The sequence below is a fragment of the Actinomadura mexicana genome (assembly GCF_900188105.1).
GTDB classification, from domain to species: Bacteria; Actinomycetota; Actinomycetes; order Streptosporangiales; family Streptosporangiaceae; genus Spirillospora; species Spirillospora mexicana.
The window spans coordinates 464066-483966 of record NZ_FZNP01000006.1 but is presented as its reverse complement, the minus strand read 5'-3'; the positions used below and the strand labels follow the sequence as shown (position 1 = coordinate 483966).

The window sequence follows — 19901 nt, the reverse complement described above, 5'->3', positions numbered from 1 at the left end:
GGAGATCAGCCCGCGCAGGTCGCCGTAACCGTCGTCGTTGGAATCGGCGAACCCCCGGACCGACACCTCGTAGAACACCGCCGTCTTGAACCAGTGCGGGTCACGTGGGGTATCCGGGTCGAATGCGTCCGGGACGGGTTCGGACTGCGTCGGAATGGCATCCGAAGGGATCTCGGTGAAGGGATCGTCCCGGGGCATCTGGCCAGGAGGGGCTTCCGGCGGGACGGCCGGGGACTGGGGCTCGTGGGATCCGCTCAACTCTCGCTGCTCCCGAACGTCAGGACGTGTGCGGGTCGGACTCGGGGATCGAGGTGGACGTAGTTCGATCCGCGCCAGGTGTAGGTCGTGCCGTCGAGTTGGTCGGTGACGGTGTGGGGCCGGTCGGGGTCGTCGGGGAGGCCGAGTGCGGGGAGGTCGAGGTGGACGGTGGCTTCGCGGGGTTGGTGGGGGTTGAGGTTGATGATGGTCAGGACGGTGTCGTGGAGGTGGCGTTTGGAGAAGGCGAGGAGTTCGGGTTGGTCGATGTGGTGGAAGTGCAGGTTGCGGAGTTGTTGGAGGGCGGGGTGGGTGTTGCGGAGTGTGTTGAGGGTGGTGATGAGGGGGGCGATGGTGGTGCCGGTGCGGTCGGCGGTTTCCCAGTCGCGGGGTCGGTACTGGTATTTCTCGGAGTCGCGGTATTCCTCGCTGCCGGGGCGTACGGGGGTGTTCTCGCAGAGTTCGTAGCCGGAGTAGATGCCCCAGGTGGGGGAGAGGAGCGCGGCGAGGACGGCGCGGATTTCGAAGGCGGGGCGGCCTCCGTGCTGGAGGTATTCGCTGAGGATGTCGGGGGTGTTGGTGAAGAAGTTGGGGCGCATGTAGGCGGCGGTGGTGCCGGTGAGCTGGGTGAGGTATTCGGTGAGTTCTTCGGCGTTGTTGCGCCAGGTGAAGTAGGTGTAGGACTGGTGGAATCCGATTTTGGCGAGGGTGTGCATCATGGCGGGGCGGGTGAAGGCTTCGGCCAGGAACAGTACGTCGGGGTCGGTGGTGTGGATGTCGGCCAGGAGCCGTTCCCAGAACGCGGCGGGTTTGGTGTGGGGGTTGTCGACGCGGAAGATCCGGACGCCGTGGTCCATCCAGTGGTGGAGGAGGTTTTTGACGGCGGTGTAGAGGCCGTCGGGGTCGTGGTCGAAGTTGAGGGGGTAGATGTCCTGGTATTTCTTGGGCGGGTTCTCGGCGTAGGCGATGGTGCCGTCGGCGCGGGTGGTGAACCATTCGGGGTGGTCGCGTACCCAGGGGTGGTCGGGGGAGCATTGCAGGGCCAGGTCCAGGGCGATTTCCAGGCCGCAGTTGCCGGCGTGTTCGACGAAGGCGTCGAAGTCGTCCAGGGTGCCCAGGTCGGGGTGGACGGCGTCGTGGCCGCCGTCGGCCGATCCGATGGCCCAGGGGGAGCCGGGGTCGTAGGGGCCGGCGTCCAGGGTGTTGTTGGGGCCTTTGCGGTGGCTGGTGCCGATCGGGTGGATGGGCGGTAGGTAGACCACGTCGAAGCCCATGTCGGCGATGGCGGGGAGCCGTTTCATCGCGGTGCGGAAGGTGCCGGAGATGGGGCCGCGGCGTCCCAGCGGGTCGAAGGCGGCGCCTTCGGAGCGGGGGAAGAACTCGTACCAGGCCCCGAACAGCGCCCGCTGCCGGTGCACCACCAGCGGAAACCAGTCACCGACCGTCAGCAGGTCCCGCAACGGATGGCGTTCCAGGATGTCGGCGACGTCGGGATCGGCCACGGCCTCCATCCGGTCGGCGACCGGCACGGTCTCGTCCCGCAGGCGCTTGGCCAGCCGCTCCACGGTCGGGCGGTCCTTGCTCGGGACGGCCTGCGCCGCGCGGGCGAACAGCTGCGCCCCCTCGGCGAGCATGAGTTCGACGTCCTGACCGCGCGGAACCTTGATCTGAGCGTCGTGCCACCAGTGGGCGATCGGATCGCCCCAGGCCTCCACCCGGAACGACCACGACCCCATCTCCGTCGGCGTCACCCGCGCCGACCACCGGTCCAGCCCGGCCCCGACCTCGCTCATCCGCTGCGGCGCCAGCTCCTCACCCTCCGGCGTCCGCAGCACCACCGCCGCACCCAGCCGCTCGTGCCCCTCCCGGAACACCGTCGCCGACACCTCGACCGTCTCACCCACCACGGCCTTCGCCGGCCACCGGCCGCACCCCACCACCGGCTCGACGTCGACGATGGGAATGCGACCAAGCCTCGGAATGCCGGGCATGCTGGACGTTCCGGACTCGACGTGCATGTGCCACCCCTACCCTCTCGGTTGATCCAAAACGTCCATGCCCGCAACGCGGCCCCTACCGCCAAGTAGTTCCAAATGATTTTCCGCGTTCGACCGATGACCCGCGGTGGCGTGCGCGCCGGCTCATGGCCGGCCCCGGCCGGGCCGCGCCGGTCTTGGGAAAGTCGAGTTTGGGCAAACGGTCGGCCGCGACCCGGGGACCCGCCCTGGTGACGACCGCCTGGGACCGGACGACAGCCCCTGTGGCGAAGGGGTTCCAGGGATTCACGCCTCCGCCGGGCCGACCGGTCCGCGAGGTGACGGTGTGGTCCCCGCCGTCGCGCCCATGCCCCCGGAGCGCATAGCGTGACGTTGCGTGAAGGCAATCCGACGTTTCACGGTACGCACCGTCCTTCCCGAGCCCCTCAGGCAGCTTGAGGAGCTGGTCCTCAACCTGCGCTGGTCGTGGCACCACGAGACCCTCGACCTCTTCCGGGACGTGGACCCGGCACTCTGGAAGGCCGTCCACCACGATCCGGTCCGGCTGCTCGGCGAGGTCGCCCCCGAGCGGCTCGCGCGTCTGGCGGAGGACCGGCGGTTCCTGCGACGCCTGCACGACACCGCCGAGGACCTGCACGAGTACCTGACGGCGCCGCGCTGGTACCAGTCGCGGCCGGGGGACTCGCCGTTGAGCATCGCCTACTTCTCACCCGAGTACGGGATCACCGCCGCGCTGCCGCAGTACTCCGGGGGCCTCGGCATCCTCGCGGGCGACCACCTGAAGACCGCCAGCGACTTGGGCGTCCCCATCCTCGGGGTCGGGCTCCTCTACCGGCACGGCTACTTCTCCCAGTCGCTGTCTCCGGACGGCTGGCAGCTGGAGCGCTACCCCCCGCTCGACCCCAACGGCCTGCCCCTCACCCTCCTGCGGGAGCGGGACGGGACGCCGGTGCGCGTCGTCATCGGCCTGCCCAAGGGCGGCGGCCTGCACGCGCAGGTGTGGATCGTGCGGGTCGGCCGCGTCCCGCAGCTTCTCCTCGACTCCGACGTCGAGGAGAACGACCAGGCGGCCCGGGACGTCACCGACCGGCTGTACGGGGGCGGCGGCGACCACCGCCTCCTCCAGGAGATGCTGCTCGGCATCGGCGGCGTGCGGGCCATCCGCGCGTACTGCCGCATCACCGGGCACCCGGCGCCGGAGGTGTTCCACACCAACGAGGGCCACGCCGGCTTCCTCGGCCTGGAGCGCATCCGCGAGCTGGCCAAGGAGGAGGGCCTCACCTTCGACGAGGCGCTGGAGGCGGTCCGGGCGGGCACGGTCTTCACCACCCACACGCCCGTCCCGGCCGGCATCGACCGCTTCCCCCGCGAGCTGATCGCCCGCTACTTCGGCGGCGCGAACGAGGAGGAGCAGGTCCCCGTCGACCGGATCCTCGCGCTCGGCGCCGAGGACTACCCCGGCGGCGACCGGACCGTGTTCAACATGGCCGTGATGGGAATGCGCCTGGCCCAGCGCGTGAACGGCGTCAGCCGGCTGCACGGCGAGGTCAGCCGCGAGATGTTCGGCGGGCTGTGGGGCGGGTTCGACACCGCCGAGGTCCCCGTCGGGTCGATCACCAACGGCGTGCACGCGGGCACCTGGGTCGCGCGCGAGGTGCTGGAGTTCACCGCCCGGGAGCTGCCGTCGGTGATGGAGTCCGGGCGCGGCTGGGAGGCGGTGCGCGACGTCCCCGAGCCCGAGGTCTGGCGGATGCGGAACCTGCTGCGCCGCCGCCTCGTGATGGACGCGCGCCGCCGGCTGCGCGAGTCGTGGCGGCAGCGCGGCGCCAGCGAGGCCGAGACCTCCTGGATCGACGACGCCCTCGACCCCGACGTCCTCACGATCGGGTTCGCGCGGCGCGTGCCGTCCTACAAGCGGCTCACGCTGATGATGAGCGACCCGGACCGGCTCCGCGCGATCCTGCTGGACCCCGACCGGCCCGTGCAGATCGTCATCGCCGGGAAGGCGCACCCGGCCGACGAGGGCGGCAAGCGGCTCATCCAGGAGATCGTCCGGTTCACCGGGTCCGAGGACGTCCGGCACCGGATCGTGTTCCTGCCCGACTACGACATGGCCCTCGGACAGCTCCTGGTCCAGGGCTGCGACGTGTGGATGAACAACCCGCTGCGCCCGCTGGAGGCGTGCGGCACGTCCGGGATGAAGGCGGCGCTGAACGGCGGGCTGAACCTGTCGATCCGCGACGGCTGGTGGGACGAGTGGTACGACGGCCAGAACGGCTGGGCGATCCCCTCCGCCGACGGCCTCGCCAGCCCCGACCGGCGCGACGAGCTGGAGGCCGCCGCCCTGTACGAGCTCATCGAGGACCACGTGTCCGTCACGTTCTACGACCGCGACTCTGCCGGGATGCCGCGCCGCTGGCTGGAGATGGTGAAGCACACCATCGCCACCCTCGGCCCGAAGGTCCTCGCGTCCCGGATGCTGCGCGACTACGTCGACGACCTGTACACCCCGGCCGCCATCTCGGAGCGCTCCATGGTCGCCGACAAGTTCGCGGGCGCCCGCGAACTCGCGGCCTGGAAGCGGCAGGTCCGCTCCGCCTGGTCGCGGATCACCGTCGAGCACGTCGAGTCCACCGGGGAGGAGAGCCCCCAGGTCGGCGCGCGGCTGGCGGTCCGCGTCGTGGTGGACCTCGACGGGCTCGCCCCCGAGGACGTCGCCGTCGAGGTCGCCTACGGCCGGGTGGACGACGCCGACGCGATCGTCGACCCGTCCTACCTGGAGCTGGAGGACGGCGGCCCGGCCGAGAACGGGCGGCGCCGCTACACCGGCGAGGTGCCGCTCGGGCGCAGCGGCGCGTTCGGCTACAGCGTGCGGGTGGTGCCGAGCCACCCGCTGCTGTCCGGACGGGCCGAGATGGGCCTCGTCGCGCTGCCGCCCGCGCCGCAGGGCATGACGAACGGCGACCTGCGCTAGCCGTCCTCCCCCTCGTCGTCGACGGGCGGCGGGTCGGGCGTCTGCCACGCCGCGACGACGAGGGGGAGCAGGGTGTGGGTCGCCAGCAGGGCGAACAGGATCAGGAAGAGCGCGGCGCCGGGGATCTGCGAGTCGCGGCCGTCCCGGTCGGCGACCATCGTCACCACCAGCACCGCGAACAACACGAACGTGGTGGCCCGGTGCGACGTCGCGAACGCGCGGAGCCGCGCCGCGAGCTGCCGCTCGTCCAGCTCCCGCTCCCGCCTGGAGGTCAGGCCCCGGGTCACCGCGATCAGCTGGCCGGCCAGCGGCATCCCGCCCACCACCAGGACGCCGAGGATCACGAAGTTGACGATCATCGCGGTGTCGCTCGGGGCCAGCGCCCAGGACACCGCGGCGTCCACCCAGAACAGGCCCAGCATGACCGCGCCCGTCCCCGCCAGCACCCGGCGGGGGCGGCGGCGCGCGTAGCGGGCGGGCATCCGCCTCTCCAGGGTCTCGTCGAGGGTGGCGAGGCGGTCCGCGCGCTTGCGGCGGGACCGCTCCAGCCATCCGGCCGTGCGGTTCGTCATGACGTGTCTCCAATTCTCGGGAACGGCTTGAGGGAGAAGACGACCTCGACCGGCACCTCGAAGTACTCGGCGATGCGCAGGGCGAGGTGCAGGCTGGGGCTGTACTCGCCCCGTTCCAGGTAACCGACCGTCTGGTAGTGCACTCCCAGTGCGGTGGCGAGGTCGCGGCGCGAGACGCCGCGCTCCGCCCTCAGCACCGGGATCCGGTTGTGCACGGTCTCCTTCTCGGCGGGCACCGGATCGGCCTTGCGGATCACGGCCCGCACCCTTCGGGGACCCCGGCGGTCGTCGCCCGGTCCGCGCCGCGCGGCATCTCCGCGCGGCCGTGGCGCATCCCCACGTCCCGCGCGCGGATCACCGGCTCGCTCATGCGCACCCCCTGTACGGGTCCTTGGATGGATCGCTGTATAACTGCGTCTACTGATAGCAGAAGTACTACATTCCGTATCCAGTGTGCAAGCGGACGGATCCTGACAGGAGGGAAATGCGTGACTTGCGAACCGCGACGCGCGGGCGGTCCCGTGGCCGCAGGCCGGCCGCACCGCCGACGTCGCCCTCGCGGGGATCGCGGTGGCCGGGACCGTGGCCGCCGACCGCCGCGACGACGTCAACCATTTCGCCGACGCCGCTGGCTTCCTGCTCATCGGCTGGTTCGTCGCCGTCGCCGTCGCCGTCGCCGTCGCCGTCGCCGTCGCCGTCGCCGTCGCCGTCGCCGTCGCCGTCGGCGGCGTCCGCAACCGCCGCGCCTACCTGCGCGAGGCGCTCGGCGGCGGCCTCGACGCCGGGCCCGGCCCGGACGGCGGGTTCACCGTCCGCGCCCGCCTGCCGCTCTAGTCCTCGTCCTGCCCGGCGAGCGCCTCGTAGGCGGGCGCCAGCACGTCCGTCAGCGCGCGCCGCCGGACGCGGACCGGCGGGGCCGCGGCGACCTGGAGCACGAACCCCGGCGGGACGGGCGGCGCGGGCGGGCGCTCGCGGAGCCGGCCCAGCCCGGACGGCGGCGTCCAGAACCCGGCGGCGGTGAGCGGCTCGTCCCGCACCTCCAGCGGATCGGGCTCGGTCCCGGTGGCGCGCCGCAGCGCGCCGAGCAGCTGGTCCCGGCGCCGGCCGTTCCACTGGAGGATGAGGAACGGGTCGTCGTCGAACGCCTCGGCCAGCAGGTACAGGACGGCGGCGGCGTGCTTGCACGGGTCGCCCCAGTCGGGGCAGTCGCACATCAGGTGCAGGTCGGACGCCGAGTCCGGGAACAGCGCGAGCCCGAGCTCGGCGAACACCCACTCGATCTCCGGCGGCATCTCCCCGGCCAGCAGCCGGGCCCGGAACAGCGCGCGGGACGCCAGCTCCGCCTCCACCGCGCGCCAGCCGTCCTCGTCGATCGCCTCGATCCCGAGCGCCACCTCGTACGGCTCCGGTGCCGAGCCCCGCACCTTCGCGGTGACCTCGTGCGCCTCCACCCGCAGGTCGAACACGTTGCCCTTGCGGGCGTAGGCGCGGCCCCGCTGGAGGCGCCCGGCGTCGGCGAACGACTCCACCAGGTCGATGAAGCGCCGCGACCACCACCGCGCCCCGATCGAGCCCCGCCTGGTGCGCGCCCTGATGCCCTCGTCCACCTAGTCGCTCACCGCCTCCGGCGACAGCCGCAGGACGTCGCGCAGCTCCGCGACCGACAGCTCGGTCAGCCAGTCCTCACCGGTGCCGACGATCGAGTCGGCCAGGGCCTTCTTGCGTTCGATCATCTCGTCGACGCGCTCCTCCATCGTCCCGACGCAGACGAACTTGCGGACCTGGACGTTGCGGGTCTGCCCGATGCGGAACGCCCGGTCGGTGGCCTGGTCCTCCACGGCCGGGTTCCACCAGCGGTCCACGTGCACGACGTGGTTGGCGGCGGTCAGCGTCAGGCCCGTCCCGGCGGCCTTGAGGGACAGCAGGAAGATCGCGGGCTCGGTGTCCTCCTGGAACCGCTGGACGAGGTCGTCCCGCCCCTGCTTGGACGTCCCGCCGTGCAGCCACAGCACCGGCCGTTCGAGCCGCGCCGCCAGGTAGGGCTGGAGCATCGACCCGAACTCGGCGTACTGGGTGAAGACGAGCGCCTTCTCGCCCTGCTCCAGCACCTCGGCGCAGATCTCCTCCAGCCGTTCGAGCTTGCCCGACCGGCCGGGCAGGCGCGAACCGTCCTTGAGCAGGTGCGCCGGATGGTTGCAGACCTGCTTGAGCTTGGCCATCGTCGCCAGCACCAGCCCGCGACGCTCGGCCTCCTCCGCCTCGGCGATCTGCTGGAGCATGTCGTCCACGGTCGCCTGGTAGAGCGACGCCTGCTCGGTCGTCAGGTTGCAGTAGACCTTGATCTCCTGCTTGTCCGGCAGATCCGAGATGATCGACCTGTCGGTCTTGAGGCGGCGCAGGATGAACGGCTGCGTCGCCCGCCTGAGCGCCAGCGCCGCCTGCTCGTCGCCCTCCCGCTCGATCGGGATCGCGAACCGCCGCCGGAAGGCGCTCCGCGGCCCGAGCAGGCCCGGATTCGCGAACTCCATGATCGACCACAGTTCGGTCAGGTGGTTCTCCACCGGCGTGCCGGTGAGCGCGATCCGGCTCCGCGCCGGGATGCTCCGCACCGCCCTGGCCTGCCGTGTCCCGCTGTTCTTGAGCGCCTGCGCCTCGTCGCAGATGACCCGCTCCCACGCGATCGGCGCGAGCATCTCCGCGTCGCGCGCCGCCGTCCCGTACGTGGTGAGCACCAGATCCGACGCCGCCACCGCCCCGGCGAGCTCCTCCCCCCGGCGCCGCCCCGTCCCGTGATGGACGTAGACCCGCAACTTGGGCGTGAACCGCGCAGCCTCCCGCTGCCAGTTCCCCACCAGCGACATCGGCCCTATGAGGAGGGTGGGGCCTGGGCGCTCGCCGTTCGCCCGCTCGGACGCGAGAAGGGCCAGGGACTGGGCCGTGTTGTGGCACAGCATCCCCTCGGCGACGTAGTTATGGTGATCGGCGACCTCGAAGTCGTAGACGAAGCCTTCATAGTCCACCTCCTCGACCGAGGCGATTCTCGTGTAGTAGACCTCGCGAGTGGCCCGCTCATCGAGCCGGTCGCGGATTCGCTGGAGTTCGACGCCGTCGAGGCGCTCGTACGCGGCCAACGTCTGCGCCGTCCATTTGGAGCCCTCGCGAAGCCGGTACTCCGCCTCAGCCGGTTCGGCGCAGATCTCACCTACTCGGGCCTGCTTGGCGGCGTCGGCGATTCCGATGAGGCGGTGGAACCGCCGAAGGCTCGCGCCGCCGATGAGACCGATCTGGTACGGGCGCTTGATGCCGCTGCCGTTCGTGGCGCACTTCCATGCCGTGGAGATGCGCAGCCAGACGCCGAACCTGCGCAGCAGCGTGCTGAGCTGCCGCATGATCCAGACGGACGCGGAGCTGATCTCAACGAGGCGCCTCGACATGTCGACCGAGGATTCGGCGGCGAGGAAGTGCCGAAGGAAGAGCCGGACGGTCGCCTCGTCGGCCGCCATGACGCTCTCAGGGATCCGCTTGTCAGCCGAGTGGCTGCCCCAGCGATACCCGTGCTTTTCCAGCAGTTCCCTGTAGGGCTTTCCGCTGAATCTCATGAAGGGGGCTTTGGTGCCGCTCGCCGGTATGACTCTCGCATCGTTCAACGCGAGGTCGAACCTGTCCGCCACGCGCTTCAGTCGAGCCTGAAGGTCTTCGAGCGTGCGCACGTTGTTCTGGGTGATGACCACGGTGGTCCACCGGCCCTCGCTCCCCTCGGCCATCTGCCAGGCGAGCAGGACGGTCAGATCCGGGTCCAGGGCGGCACCCTCATGCCGCAGCCGTGCCGGAACGCAGACGCGCATCCCTGGGCGGAGGTCGTTCGTCCAGTCGTCGAGGCCCAGGAGGCGGTGCCGGCGGGTCACGATGATCTCGCTGCCGTCGTCCAGCCGGATTCTGCGCACCTTCTCGGCGATGTGCTGGCGGTAGAGCCGGGTGACCGTGGCGGGAACGATCCGCCCGTCCTTGGCGATGGAATTGACGGTCAACTCCCGCGCCGGTATCGACCACTCGCCTTCGCCATCGGGTTCCAACGCGGACGCGAAGCGCGCCCAGACGTCCTTCGCCTTCATCAGGGCGCCGTTCACGAAGACGAAGTCGTCTTTCCCAACGCACTTGCCAAGGCCCATCGAGTCCGCGAGGACGCCGCCGAGTCCGAGGTCGCCGAGGAACTTCAGCCAGGCGAGGCCGCGCTCCTGGAACGGTCGAAGCGTGCCGTTGAACCCCTCGGGGGTGCGCATGGGGGTGAGGCGGCGGTCGGCTTCGCCGGACAGGAGGTCGCCGAGGGGGCCGGAGGCGTCCACCTCGGTCAGCGGGAGGACGTCGTCGCCGGCGTGCACGATCGCCCGGATCGCCTCGGCGGCGGTCATGCGGCCGCGGCGCGGGTGGCGCAGGAAGTCGAGGGCCGCCTCCAGCTGGTGCTCGTCCAGCTCCACCCACTGGCCGCGCAGGCGGACGAGCGGGGTCTTCAGCCGGGCCAGCTCCTCCAGTTCGGCCTCGTCGATGCTCTCGTCGCCGATGGCGAGGTCCCAGCGGAAGTCGACCATCGACTTCAGGTCGAAGCCGGAGGGCGCCGCCGCCCCCGCGGAGGCCTCCGGGTCCTCGTTGCGGGCGGTGAGCCTCATGCCGAGTTTCGCCTTGCCCGCCCACTGGGGGAGGAGGACGCCGAAACCCGCGGCGGCGAGCATCGGGGCCGCCTGGCGGAGGAAGCGGAACGCGCCGGCCGTGTCGAGGAGGAGCTCGCCCGGCGCGGGGCCGTCCAGGGCGGGCGCCAGGTCGGGGAACAGGCGCAGGGCGCGGCCGAGGCCGGCGAGGAGGGTCTCCTCGGCCTGCGGGATCGAGGTGGCCTCGCCGTCCCAGACCAGGGCGGCGGGGACGTAGAGGCTCGGGTCGTCGGTGCCCTGGAGGGCGAACTCGACCCGCCAGGAGTCGCCGTCGCGGGGCTCGGCGTCCTCCCCGAACTCCGCGGCGCCGGGTTCGGCGAGGCGGAAGCAGACGCGCAGCGGGCCGGACGGGCGGCGCGCGGCGGCGGCCCACGCGTCCAGCTCGGCGATCAGGTCGTCGGGGTCGTCGCGGGGCTCGCGGGCGACCTCGGGGGAGGGGCCGGTCAGCGCCATCACCCAGCGTTCGGCGAGCGGCAGCCGGTCGGGCTCCTTGCGCCGCGACACCAGCAGCGGATGCGGCACGACACCCCGTACGGCCGTGTCGACCAGGGCCGACAGCGCCTCGCGCAGGACCTCGGCGGCGGGACGCCCGCCGTCCGCCGCGCGGCAGGCGGCGGGCATGGCGCGGGCCAGCGCGCGGAACCGCGCCGGGTCGTCGACCACCGGGCGCCAGCGGGCCACGAGGTCGCCGTCCTCGCGCAGCAGGGCGGGCAGGACGTGGCCGCGCCCGGCGAGGTGCACCGCCTCGTCCGCGAGCATGCACAGGAAGCGCAGGTCGGTGCCCGCGACGACGTCGGCGCTGTGTTCGGCCGCCTGGAGCAGCGCCATCGCGGGGAACGGCGCGAGGACCAGGGCCGGGACCCGCCACGTGCGCAGCTCGGGCTCGTCGCGCACCGGCTCGGGGCCCAGCTCCGCCGACGGCAGCGGATGGTCGCCCGCGGTGGGCAGCGACATCGCCAGCTCGACGCGGAACGCGGCGCGCAGGAGCGGCTCGTAGGACGTGCCGGTGAAGTCGCAGGTCGCGAAGGGGTGGACGCCGGGGGAGGGCTCGTGCGGGCCGGTGCGTTCTGCCCACAGGCAGAGCGCACCGCCATGCCAGGTGGCGTGGGCGACGAGCATGGTCCCCGAAGCTACCAGCCCCCTCGGACGCCGCCGCGCTCCACGCCTCCCGACAGCCGCCCCTCAGATGAGCCGCGCGGCCCGCCGCCGGACGGGGACGCCCGGCGGCGGGCGTGCGGCGGCTCGCTGGCTAGGCTCGGGGCGTCCGCCACCGAGTCACACTGGGAGGGTCGCCGTGGGCGAGTTCGTACGGGTCGAGGTCGAGGACGGAATCGCGACGATCAGGCTGGACCGTCCGAAGATGAACGCCCTGAACGCCCAGATGCAGCGGGAGCTGATCGACGCGGCCCGGCAGGTCACGCAGGACGAGGCGGTCGGCGCGGTCGTGCTCTACGGGGGCGCGCGGGTGTTCGCGGCGGGCGCGGACATCAAGGAGATGGCCCCGATGTCGTACGCGGAGATGTCGGCGGGCCACTCGCGGCTGCTGCAGGACTTCGCCAAGGCGCTCGCCGCGATCCCCAAGCCGGTCATCGCCGCGATCACCGGGTACGCGCTCGGCGGCGGGCTGGAGGTGGCGCTGACCGCCGACTTCCGCGTCGCGGGCGAGGGCGCGAAGGTCGGGCAGCCGGAGATCCAGCTCGGCATCATCCCCGGCGCGGGCGGCACGCAGCGGCTGGCCCGGCTGGTCGGGCCGTCGAAGGCCAAGGACCTGATCTTCTCGGGACGGCACGTCGCGGCGGGCGAGGCCCTCGCGATCGGCCTGGTGGACCGGGTCGTCCCCGACGACGCCGTCTACGCCGCCGCCAAGGAGTGGGCGGCGACGTTCGTCGGCGGTCCCGCGATCGCGCTGCGCGCCGCCAAGCAGGCCATCGACCGGGGCCTCGAGGCCGACCTCGACACCGGGCTGGAGATCGAGCGCACGCAGTTCGCCGCGCTGTTCGCCACTGAGGACCAGGCGAGCGGGATGAAGAGCTTCCTGGAGGAGGGCCCCGGCAAGGCGACGTTCACCGGTCGCTGAGTTCACATGTCGCTGAGCGCTCCGTCCCGCGTGTCGAGCACCTCCTCGGCGTAGCGCTCGGTCCAGCGGCCGAGGGCGGCGAGGGGTTCGAGCATCCCGCGCCCCGGCGAGGTCAGCTCGTACTCGACGCGCGGGGGCGCCTCGGCGTAGCGGCGGCGGGCGACCAGGCCGTCGCGTTCGAGGCGGCGGAGCGTCTCGGTCAGCACCTTGTGGCTGATGCCCCCGATCCGCGCCCGCATCTCGCCCGGACGCAGCGGGCCGTTCCGCAGCGTCCACAGCACGACGCCCGTCCACGTGCCGGACAGCAGGTCGAGGCCGAGCCGCGTCCGGCAGTCGGCGATGTACTCGTACTCGTCCATGGGTTCGCCCGCCATCCTGACCCTTCCGATACGCACCGGATGGTGCGGAACAGACCGCCTAACGTCCCGACCGACGGTAAACGAACGGGAGGACGACATGCGGATCGGAGTGCTCGGCGCGGGCGCCATGGCGGAAGCGCTCGCCACGCAGTGGGCGCGCAAGGGACACCGGGTGCGGATCGGGGCGCGGACGCCCGCGAAGGCGGTCGCGCTGGCCGGCCGGATCGGGCACGGCGCGGCCGGCGGCACGCTGCGGGAGGCGGCCGAGTTCGGCGACGCGGTGCTCCTCGCCGTCTGGCACGAGGGCGTCCAGGACGTCCTGCGCGAGGCGGGGCCGCTGGCGGGACGCGTGCTGATCGACTGCACCAACCCGATGGAGCCGCCGTTCGAGCGGCTCAAGACCGAGGGCGGCCCGTCCGCGGCGCGGCGGATCGCCGACGCCAGCGGCGCGCGGGTCGTCAAGGCGTTCAGCACCTGCCACGAGAGCGTGTGGCGGATGACGCCCCCGGCGTTCGCGGGCCGCCCCCTCGGCGTCCCGCTGTGCGGGGACGACGAGGAGGCCCTCGCCGTGGTGCGGGGCCTGGTGGGCGACCTCGGCTGCGTGCCGATGGACGGCGGAGGACTGGAGAGGGCCGGGCTCCTGGAGGCCGCGACCGCGTTCCTGGTGGGGCTGTGGGTGGCGGGCGAGGATCCGGCGGCGATGCTGCCTCCGCCCGAGTACGCTGGCGGCGACCCGGCGCGCACCTCGGAACTCGCGGGCTGAAAGATATCTGTGTTTTTTGGGCGTGCTGTGGGGGTGCGCGAAGAACCGCCGCTAGCATCTGCCGCCATGCGACATGCGTTCCGGACCGCGCTCGTGACGGGGGCGTCCAGCGGTATCGGCGAGAGCTTCGCCCGCCTCCTGGCCGCCCGCGGCACCGACCTGGTGGTCGTGGCCCGCCGGAGCGAGCGGCTGGACGGGCTGGCCCGCGAACTCGTCGAACGGTACCGGGTCGCCGTGGAGGTCCTGGCCGCCGACCTCACCGATCCCGCGCAGCGCGCCGAGGTCGAGGGGCGGCTGCGCACCGAGCCGGTCGAGTTGCTGGTCAACAATGCCGGGTACGGCGCTTTTGGAGCGTTCGCGGAACTGCCGCTGGACGACCATCTGGCGCAGATCGAGCTGAACGTGGCCGCCCTCGTGCGGCTCGCCCACGCCGCCCTGCCCGGGATGATCGCGCGCGGCCGGGGCGGGGTGCTGAACGTCGCGTCGATGGCGGGGTTCGCGCCCTCGCCCGGCAGCGCGACCTACGGGGCGACGAAGGCGTATGTGGCGTCGTTCTCCGAGAGCCTGCACTCGGAGGTCGCGGGCAAGGGCGTCCACGTGACGGCGCTGTGCCCCGGGTTCACCCGCACCGACGACGACGTCCCGGCCAACCTCCTCTGGCTGCGGCGCGAGGACGTGGCGCGGGCGGGGCTGGAGGCGGTGGCGACCGGACGCGCGCTGTGCGTTCCCGGCATGCAGTACAAGGCGGCGCTCCCGGCGCTCCGCCTCGTTCCGAGACCGCTCCTCAGGGCGGCCGTGAACCGCATGTGGCAACAGGCCGCCGACACGCGGTGACAAGACGTCACGTCGTTTCGCGCGGATCTACAAAAGTTCCCGCGCGTTGCTTGTCGCGGTGCTGACTTGACGGGGCTCGCGCTTTCTCGCGACCATCGAACCTACGCTTGAGTAGGTTGTGAACGGCCTGCTGGGCGGCTGCAAGACGACCTCGTCCAGCGAAGGAAGCGCATGTCCGTGACCCCTGAAGACAAGTCCCAGACCGGCCTCATGCTCGACCTTGAGCCGGTGGTCGAGCAGGAGCTCAACCGGCACCTGTCGATGGCCAAGGAATGGTTTCCGCACCAGTACGTCCCGTGGAGCGAGGGCCGCGACTTCGACGGGCCGCTGAACGGCGAGCCGTGGTCGATCGAGCAGTCGAAGGTGACGCCCGAGGCGCGCGACTCGCTGATCGTCAACCTCCTCACCGAGGACAACCTGCCCGGCTACCACCGCGCCATCGCCACCGTCTTCGGCCGCGAGGGCGCCTGGGGCACCTGGGTGAACCGCTGGACCGCCGAGGAGAACCGGCACGGCATCGCCCTGCGCGACTACCTCACCGTGTCCCGCGCGGTCGACCCGATCGCGCTGGAGCGCGCCCGCATGCACCACATGGAGGCGGGCTACGAGGCCGACCACGGCGACTCGTTCCTGCACGGGACGGCGTACGTGTCGTTCCAGGAGCTCGCGACCCGCGTGTCGCACCGCAACACCGGCAGGGCGTCCGGCGACCCCGTCTGCGAGCAGATGATGACCCGCATCGCCGCCGACGAGAACCTCCACATGATCTTCTACCGGAACCTGATGGGCGCCGCGCTGGAGGCCGCCCCGAACGAGACGATGCGGGCGGTCACCGACGTCGTGACGTCGTTCCAGATGCCCGGCCACAGCATCGACGGCTTCCTGCGCAAGTCGGTCGTCATCGCCAACGCCGGCATCTACGACCTGCGGCTCCACCACGACGACGTGCTCGTCCCGGTGCTGCGCAAGTGGAGCGTCTTCGACCGCACCGACCTGACGGGCGACGGCGAGAAGGCCCGCGAGGAGCTCGCCGAGTTCCTGGAGCAGCTCGACGCCGCCGCCACCAGGTTCGAGACCCGCCGCGAAGAGCGCCGCGCCCGCCAGGCCGCCCGCAAGGGCTGAGGCGACCCGGGCCCGCAAGGGTTGGGGCGACCCGGGAACCTGAGGGCCGCTTTCCGGCGTCCAAGGGTGCATGGGGACGCACAGGCGACTGGGCGGGTACCGGTTGCTGGACGAGATCGGCCGGGGGAGCACGGCGGTGGTCTACCTGGCCATGGACGCCGGCGGCCGGGAGGTCGCGGTCAAGGAGCTCGTTCCGGAGCTCACGGGGGAGCCGGAGGCGATCAGCCGGCTGGCGCGGGAGATGCAGGCGCAGGCGCGGGTGCGCAGTGCCTACGTCGCCCGGCTGCTGGACGGCGCGATCTCGGCGCGGCGGCCGCACGTGGTCATGCAGTACGTGCCGGGGTGCCCGCTGAACGACCTCGTCTCGGCGTACGGGCCGATGCGCGGCGACCGGCTCGCCCGCTTCGCCCGGCGGCTGGCGCTGGCGCTCGGGGACGTCCACGACGCGGGCGTGCTGCACCGCGACGTGTCGCCCGGCAACGTCATCGTGCTGGGCGACCGGCCGACGCTGATCGACTTCGGCATCGCGCACGAGTCCGGCGCGGAGCAGATCACCAGGCGCGGCATGGTCGTGGGGACGCCCGCCTACCTGGCGCCCGAGCTGATCGAGGGAGAGCGCGCCAGCACCGCCTCGGACGTGTTCTCATGGGCGTCGACGGTCGCCTACGCGGCGACGGGCCGCCCGCCGTTCGGGCGCGGGTCGCTGCACGGGGTGTGCTTCCGGATCCTGCGCGGCCAGGCCGACATCGCCGGCGCCCCGGAGCCGCTGGCGGGGCTGCTGCGGGCGGCGTTCCGCCGCGACCCCGCGGACCGTCCCTCCGCGCGCTGGTTCGCCGGGGCGCTGGCCGCCGCCGCCGAGGGCGACGGGGTGGTGGCGGCCTGATGGCTGGATCTGCTCGGCGGGATGGGCAAGGGTAGGGTTTCGGAAACGATGAGGGGAGCCGTCACGTCCGGGGACCGAATCGGCCACTACAGCGTTCAGCAGACCCTCGGGGAAGGGGGCATGGGCGTCGTCTACCTCGGCGCCGACCCCGAGGGGCGCAACGTGGCCATCAAGGTGCTGCGGCCCGCGGTCGCGGGGGACGCCACGGCGCGTCGCCGGCTGGCCCGCGAGGTCGACTCGATGCGCAGGGTGCACAGCCCGCACGTCGCCGAGATCCTCGACGCCGACGTGACCGCCGACCAGCCCTACATCGTGACCCAGTACGTGCCCGGCCGGACGCTGGAGGAGATCGTCGAGGAGTCCGGCCCGATCTACGGGCCGGCGCTGCAGCGGCTCGGCGTGGGGCTGGCGGCGGCGCTGTCGGCGATCCACGGGGCCGGGATCGTGCACCGCGACATGAAGCCCGGCAACGTGATGCTCGTGGACGGCGAGCCCGTCGTGATCGACTTCGGCATCGCGCAGGCCGCCGACGCGACCCGGCTGACCGCGACCGGCATGGTCATCGGCACCCCCGGCTACCTCGCCCCGGAGATCATCGAGGGTGAGGACGCGGGCCCGCCGTCGGACGTGCACGCCTGGGGCGGGACGGTCGCCTACGCCGCGACCGGGCGCCCGCCCTTCGGCTCCGGCACCTTCGAGTCGATCTTCTACAAGATCATGCAGAGCACGCCGGACCTGGACGGCGTGCCCGAGGCGATGCTGCCCGTGCTGCGGTCGGCGATGGCGCGGCACCCGGCCGAGCGCCCGACGGCGGTCAACCTGGTGCAGCTCACGCGGCGCATCCACCTCGAGGCCACCATCACCGACCAGACGCGCGTCGACCGGCACTACCCGGCGCCGGGCGCGGCGGGCACGCCGGGCGCGCCGCGGCCGGAGGAGCCGGCGGCCGACCACTCCCGGCAGTTCTCCATGCCGGTCCCGGCGCCGCAGGACCCGCCGGCGGCCGGGACTCCCTCCCCGGCGGCCGGGACTGCGAGCCCGCCGCCCGCGCCCGTCCCGTCGCCCGCGCCCGTCCCGGCGCAGCCGAAGGACTTCGTGGGCCAGCTGCCGCCCGCCGCGCCGCCGCCCGTCCCGCCGCCGGGGCCCGCGCCGTTCAAGGCGGGGGAGCAGTACGGGCAGCGCGGCTACGGGCCGCCCGCCCCCTATGACCAGGGTCCCTACCAGGGCGGTTATCCGCCGCCGCAGTACGGGCCCCCGCCGAACCAGCCCCCGCAGGGCGCGCTCCAGCGCGGCCCCTACGAGCAGGAGGCGCAGCAGCGCCCCGACCAGGCCCGCGCCGACGGGGCGCAGCGCGACAACGAGCGGCGCAAGCCCTACGGCTGGTACCGGGTGCTCAGCCTCATCGTCCTGGTGGCGCTGCTCGGGTTCGCCAAGATCGCGCCGCTGCTCGCCCTCGGCGTCACCGTCGCCGGCGTGTTCGTGCTGCGGATGGGCGACAGGGCGGCCAAGGGCATGGAGGGCCGGCGGACGCGGCGGGGCCCGCGCTCGGGCGACGCGGTCGCGGCCGCGTTCCGGACGCCGCTGCACCTGCCCGGCGCCCTGATGTCGACCGTGCTGTGGACGTCGCTCAGCGGGGTCGCGGGGCTGGTCCTGCTCGGCGTGCTGATCTTCGCGGACCCGGCGATGACCGCGTCCACGGCCATCGCCTACACGGCCATGGCGGTGATCGGGCTGCTGTGCCTCGCGCCGGGCAGCGGCGCGCCCCGCCGCCAGCTCGCCCGCGTCTGGGGCGCGGTGCTGCCGCGCGCCGAGGCCGCGCTCGTCGGCGCGCTCATCCTCGGGATCTTCGCCGCGGTGCTGGTCGGTCTGTCGCAGCGGCAGCCGCCCGACACCACGCCGGTGGACGGGATGAGCCAGGACCTGGAGAGCCTGCGCGCCGACGTCCACGAGCTCGTGGCGAGCATCCCCGGGACGTGACGCGCGGCCCCGGCGACGGGGCGCGGCCCCGCTCCGGTCGGTAGGGTGGCGACCCATTATGAGCGGTGAGACGAGCCACCAGGCGAACATCGGTCCGTACCGGCTGCTGTCCAGGCTGGGCGGCGGAACCGGCGACGTCCACCGCGCCGCGGGCCCCGACGGCCGCGACGTGGCGATCCGGCTCCTCCCGCCGGGCGCAGCCCCCGATGTCCCGCGGATGCGCGAGGTGCTCAGCCCCTACGTGGCGGACGTCCTGGACGGCGAGGCCGCCGGTCCGCGCCCCTACGTGGTCTTCCGTTTCGTCCCCGGACGTCCGCTCGCCGAGACGGTCGCCGGGCAGGGGCCGATGTCGGGGGACGCGCTGCGCCGCATGGCCTTCGGGCTGGCCAAGGCGCTCGCCGCCGTCCACCTGACCGGCCTCGCGCACGGCGAGCTGGGGCCGGGGACGGTCCTGGTCGTGGACGACGCGCCGGTCGTCGTCGACTTCGCGCTGACGTCCGGCGCCGACGCCGGCGACGACATCCGCGCATGGGCGGCGACGGTGGCGTTCGCCGCCACCGGCCGTCCGGACGCGCCCGCCGAGGCGCTGCCCGCCGACCTGCGCCCCCTGGTGGCGGCCGCCTCGCATCCGGACCCGGGGGCCCGCCCGTCGGCGGCCGAACTGGCGGAGGCGGCGTCCCGCCTGAAGCTCCCGGCCGCCGCGTCTCCCGCCGCCGTTTCCCCCGCCGCCGCGGCGCTCGCGCCCGAGGCCCCCGCCCCGCCGACCCGCACGGCAGTGCCGGGCCCTGCCGGGCCCCCGGCCGGAATGCGGGAGACGGCGGCGCATGAGATGGCGGTGACGCAGGGCTGGGCGCGGCTGCTCGCGGCCATGGTGGTGGTGGCCGGCGTCGGCGTCGTGATCATGCTGCCGATCGCGGGACTCGTCCTGACGCTGGTCGCGGTGACGCTGCTGCGGGTGGCGGGCACGACGGCGCGCGGCTGGGCGTGGGCGCTCGGGCGGACGCTGCTGACCGTCCCCTACGCGGCGGTGTTCACGGTCGCCGTCCCGCTCGGGCTCGCCGCGGCGTCGGCGGTCGGCGGGAAGCTGGACTCGCTCACGGCCTGCGCGTTCGGCGCCGGAGCCGGGGCCGCGGTGCTGTGGACGGCGCCCGGCGTCAGCGCCCCGCGGCGCCAGCTGGAGCGGATGTTCCTGCCGGTGGCGCGGCGGCCGCGGGCCGTCGCCGCCGCCGTCGTGGGCCTCGGCGTGCTGTGCCTGCTCGTCGGTGTCGGCGCGATGACGCTGACGCCGAGCTTCTCCCCGACCTACGGGCTGCAGCGGACGCTGGAGAGCTCGATGGACCGGCTCCAGCACGCCGTCAACAGGCGGTAGGGCGTGATGTCCGTCA

General features: G+C 73.0%; 15 protein-coding genes and 2 pseudogenes. 9 read left to right on the top strand and 8 right to left on the bottom strand.

Features of this window, described 5'->3' with window-relative positions:
- The coding region (locus CHC11_RS18700) for a hypothetical protein (RefSeq protein ID WP_425427328.1) at positions 1-258 on the bottom strand (258 nt) is incomplete at its 3' end.
- Positions 255-2273: an alpha-1,4-glucan--maltose-1-phosphate maltosyltransferase gene (locus tag CHC11_RS18695; RefSeq protein ID WP_089313000.1), complete on the bottom strand. Its 2019-nt coding sequence runs from the start codon at positions 2271-2273 to the stop codon at positions 255-257. The genes CHC11_RS18695 and CHC11_RS18700, both read right to left, overlap by 4 nt.
- Positions 2274-2628: 355 nt before the next feature.
- On the opposite strand from CHC11_RS18695, the gene glgP reads away from it, so the two are divergent.
- Complete coding sequence (gene glgP, locus CHC11_RS18690) at positions 2629-5226, top strand: alpha-glucan family phosphorylase (RefSeq protein ID WP_089312999.1); 2598 nt, start codon at positions 2629-2631, stop codon at positions 5224-5226.
- Here glgP and CHC11_RS18685 read toward each other — a convergent pair.
- Positions 5223-5798, bottom strand: coding sequence for a hypothetical protein (locus CHC11_RS18685; RefSeq protein WP_089312998.1), 576 nt, complete (start codon positions 5796-5798; stop codon positions 5223-5225). The two genes, glgP and CHC11_RS18685, sit on opposite strands and share 4 nt — an antisense overlap.
- On the bottom strand, positions 5795-6055 hold the full coding sequence (locus tag CHC11_RS18680) for a helix-turn-helix transcriptional regulator (RefSeq protein WP_245919394.1): 261 nt from the start codon (positions 6053-6055) through the stop codon (positions 5795-5797). The genes CHC11_RS18685 and CHC11_RS18680 overlap by 4 nt, the downstream gene beginning before the upstream one ends.
- Positions 6056-6368: 313 nt before the next feature.
- Between CHC11_RS18680 and CHC11_RS18675 the strand changes: the two genes are divergently transcribed.
- On the top strand, positions 6369-6632 hold the full coding sequence (locus CHC11_RS18675; RefSeq protein WP_089312997.1) for a hypothetical protein: 264 nt from the start codon (positions 6369-6371) through the stop codon (positions 6630-6632).
- Here CHC11_RS18675 and CHC11_RS18670 read toward each other — a convergent pair.
- The 3 genes and pseudogenes from CHC11_RS18670 to CHC11_RS42720 all read right to left on the bottom strand — a co-directional run.
- A complete protein-coding gene (locus CHC11_RS18670) occupies positions 6629-7405 on the bottom strand; it encodes an SWIM zinc finger family protein (RefSeq protein WP_089312996.1) in 777 nt (258 codons plus the stop codon). The genes CHC11_RS18675 and CHC11_RS18670 overlap by 4 nt on opposite strands.
- A pseudogene (locus CHC11_RS40375) lies at positions 7406-10027 on the bottom strand (SNF2-related protein); the annotation flags it as partial.
- A gap of 165 nt (positions 10028-10192) precedes the next feature.
- A pseudogene (locus CHC11_RS42720) lies at positions 10193-10954 on the bottom strand (SNF2 helicase-associated domain-containing protein); the annotation flags it as partial.
- Between the two features lie 841 nt (positions 10955-11795).
- Between CHC11_RS42720 and CHC11_RS18655 the strand changes: the two are divergent.
- Positions 11796-12578, top strand: a complete 783-nt coding sequence (locus CHC11_RS18655) for an enoyl-CoA hydratase/isomerase family protein (protein ID WP_089312995.1) — start codon at positions 11796-11798, stop codon at positions 12576-12578.
- A gap of 2 nt (positions 12579-12580) precedes the next feature.
- Here CHC11_RS18655 and CHC11_RS18650 read toward each other — a convergent pair whose 3' ends face one another.
- Entirely contained in the window at positions 12581-12952 is a 372-nt protein-coding gene (locus tag CHC11_RS18650) for a winged helix-turn-helix transcriptional regulator (protein WP_218826142.1), read from the bottom strand.
- A gap of 82 nt (positions 12953-13034) precedes the next feature.
- Between CHC11_RS18650 and CHC11_RS18645 the strand changes: the two genes are divergently transcribed.
- The 6 genes from CHC11_RS18645 to CHC11_RS18620 all read left to right on the top strand — a co-directional run bounded on the left by CHC11_RS18645 (position 13035) and on the right by CHC11_RS18620 (position 19885).
- Positions 13035-13700 (top strand): NADPH-dependent F420 reductase, encoded by a 666-nt coding sequence (locus CHC11_RS18645; protein ID WP_089312993.1) that lies wholly within the window; start codon positions 13035-13037, stop codon positions 13698-13700.
- Between the two features lie 66 nt (positions 13701-13766).
- Positions 13767-14534 carry an SDR family NAD(P)-dependent oxidoreductase gene (locus CHC11_RS18640; protein ID WP_089312992.1) on the top strand — a complete coding sequence of 256 codons (768 nt, stop codon included), beginning with the start codon at positions 13767-13769 and terminating at the stop codon, positions 14532-14534.
- A 171-nt stretch (positions 14535-14705) separates the two neighbouring features.
- A complete protein-coding gene (locus tag CHC11_RS18635; RefSeq protein WP_089312991.1) occupies positions 14706-15656 on the top strand; it encodes an acyl-ACP desaturase in 951 nt (316 codons plus the stop codon).
- 70 nt (positions 15657-15726) lie between these two features.
- Positions 15727-16539, top strand: a complete 813-nt coding sequence (locus tag CHC11_RS18630) for a serine/threonine-protein kinase (RefSeq protein WP_089312990.1) — start codon at positions 15727-15729, stop codon at positions 16537-16539.
- A gap of 48 nt (positions 16540-16587) precedes the next feature.
- Positions 16588-18516, top strand: coding sequence for a serine/threonine-protein kinase (locus CHC11_RS18625; RefSeq protein WP_179278889.1), 1929 nt, complete (start codon positions 16588-16590; stop codon positions 18514-18516).
- 58 nt (positions 18517-18574) lie between these two features.
- Positions 18575-19885, top strand: a complete 1311-nt coding sequence (locus tag CHC11_RS18620) for a protein kinase family protein (RefSeq protein ID WP_089312988.1) — start codon at positions 18575-18577, stop codon at positions 19883-19885.
- Positions 19886-19901: the final 16 nt, after the last annotated feature.

Excerpts from the sequence above, each read along its gene's own strand:
- CHC11_RS18695 (WP_089313000.1), bottom strand. The coding sequence starts at position 2,273 with ATGCACGTCGAGTCCGGAACGTCCAGCATGCCCGGCATTCCGAGGCTT.
- CHC11_RS18685 (WP_089312998.1), bottom strand. The coding sequence starts at position 5,798 with ATGACGAACCGCACGGCCGGATGGCTGGAGCGGTCCCGCCGCAAGCGC.
- CHC11_RS18650 (WP_218826142.1), bottom strand. The coding sequence starts at position 12,952 with ATGGCGGGCGAACCCATGGACGAGTACGAGTACATCGCCGACTGCCGG.
- CHC11_RS18645 (WP_089312993.1), top strand. The coding sequence starts at position 13,035 with ATGCGGATCGGAGTGCTCGGCGCGGGCGCCATGGCGGAAGCGCTCGCC.
- CHC11_RS18640 (WP_089312992.1), top strand. The coding sequence starts at position 13,767 with ATGCGACATGCGTTCCGGACCGCGCTCGTGACGGGGGCGTCCAGCGGT.
- CHC11_RS18635 (WP_089312991.1), top strand. The coding sequence starts at position 14,706 with ATGTCCGTGACCCCTGAAGACAAGTCCCAGACCGGCCTCATGCTCGAC.
- CHC11_RS18630 (WP_089312990.1), top strand. The coding sequence starts at position 15,727 with ATGGGGACGCACAGGCGACTGGGCGGGTACCGGTTGCTGGACGAGATC.
- CHC11_RS18625 (WP_179278889.1), top strand. The coding sequence starts at position 16,588 with ATGAGGGGAGCCGTCACGTCCGGGGACCGAATCGGCCACTACAGCGTT.
- CHC11_RS18620 (WP_089312988.1), top strand. The coding sequence starts at position 18,575 with ATGAGCGGTGAGACGAGCCACCAGGCGAACATCGGTCCGTACCGGCTG.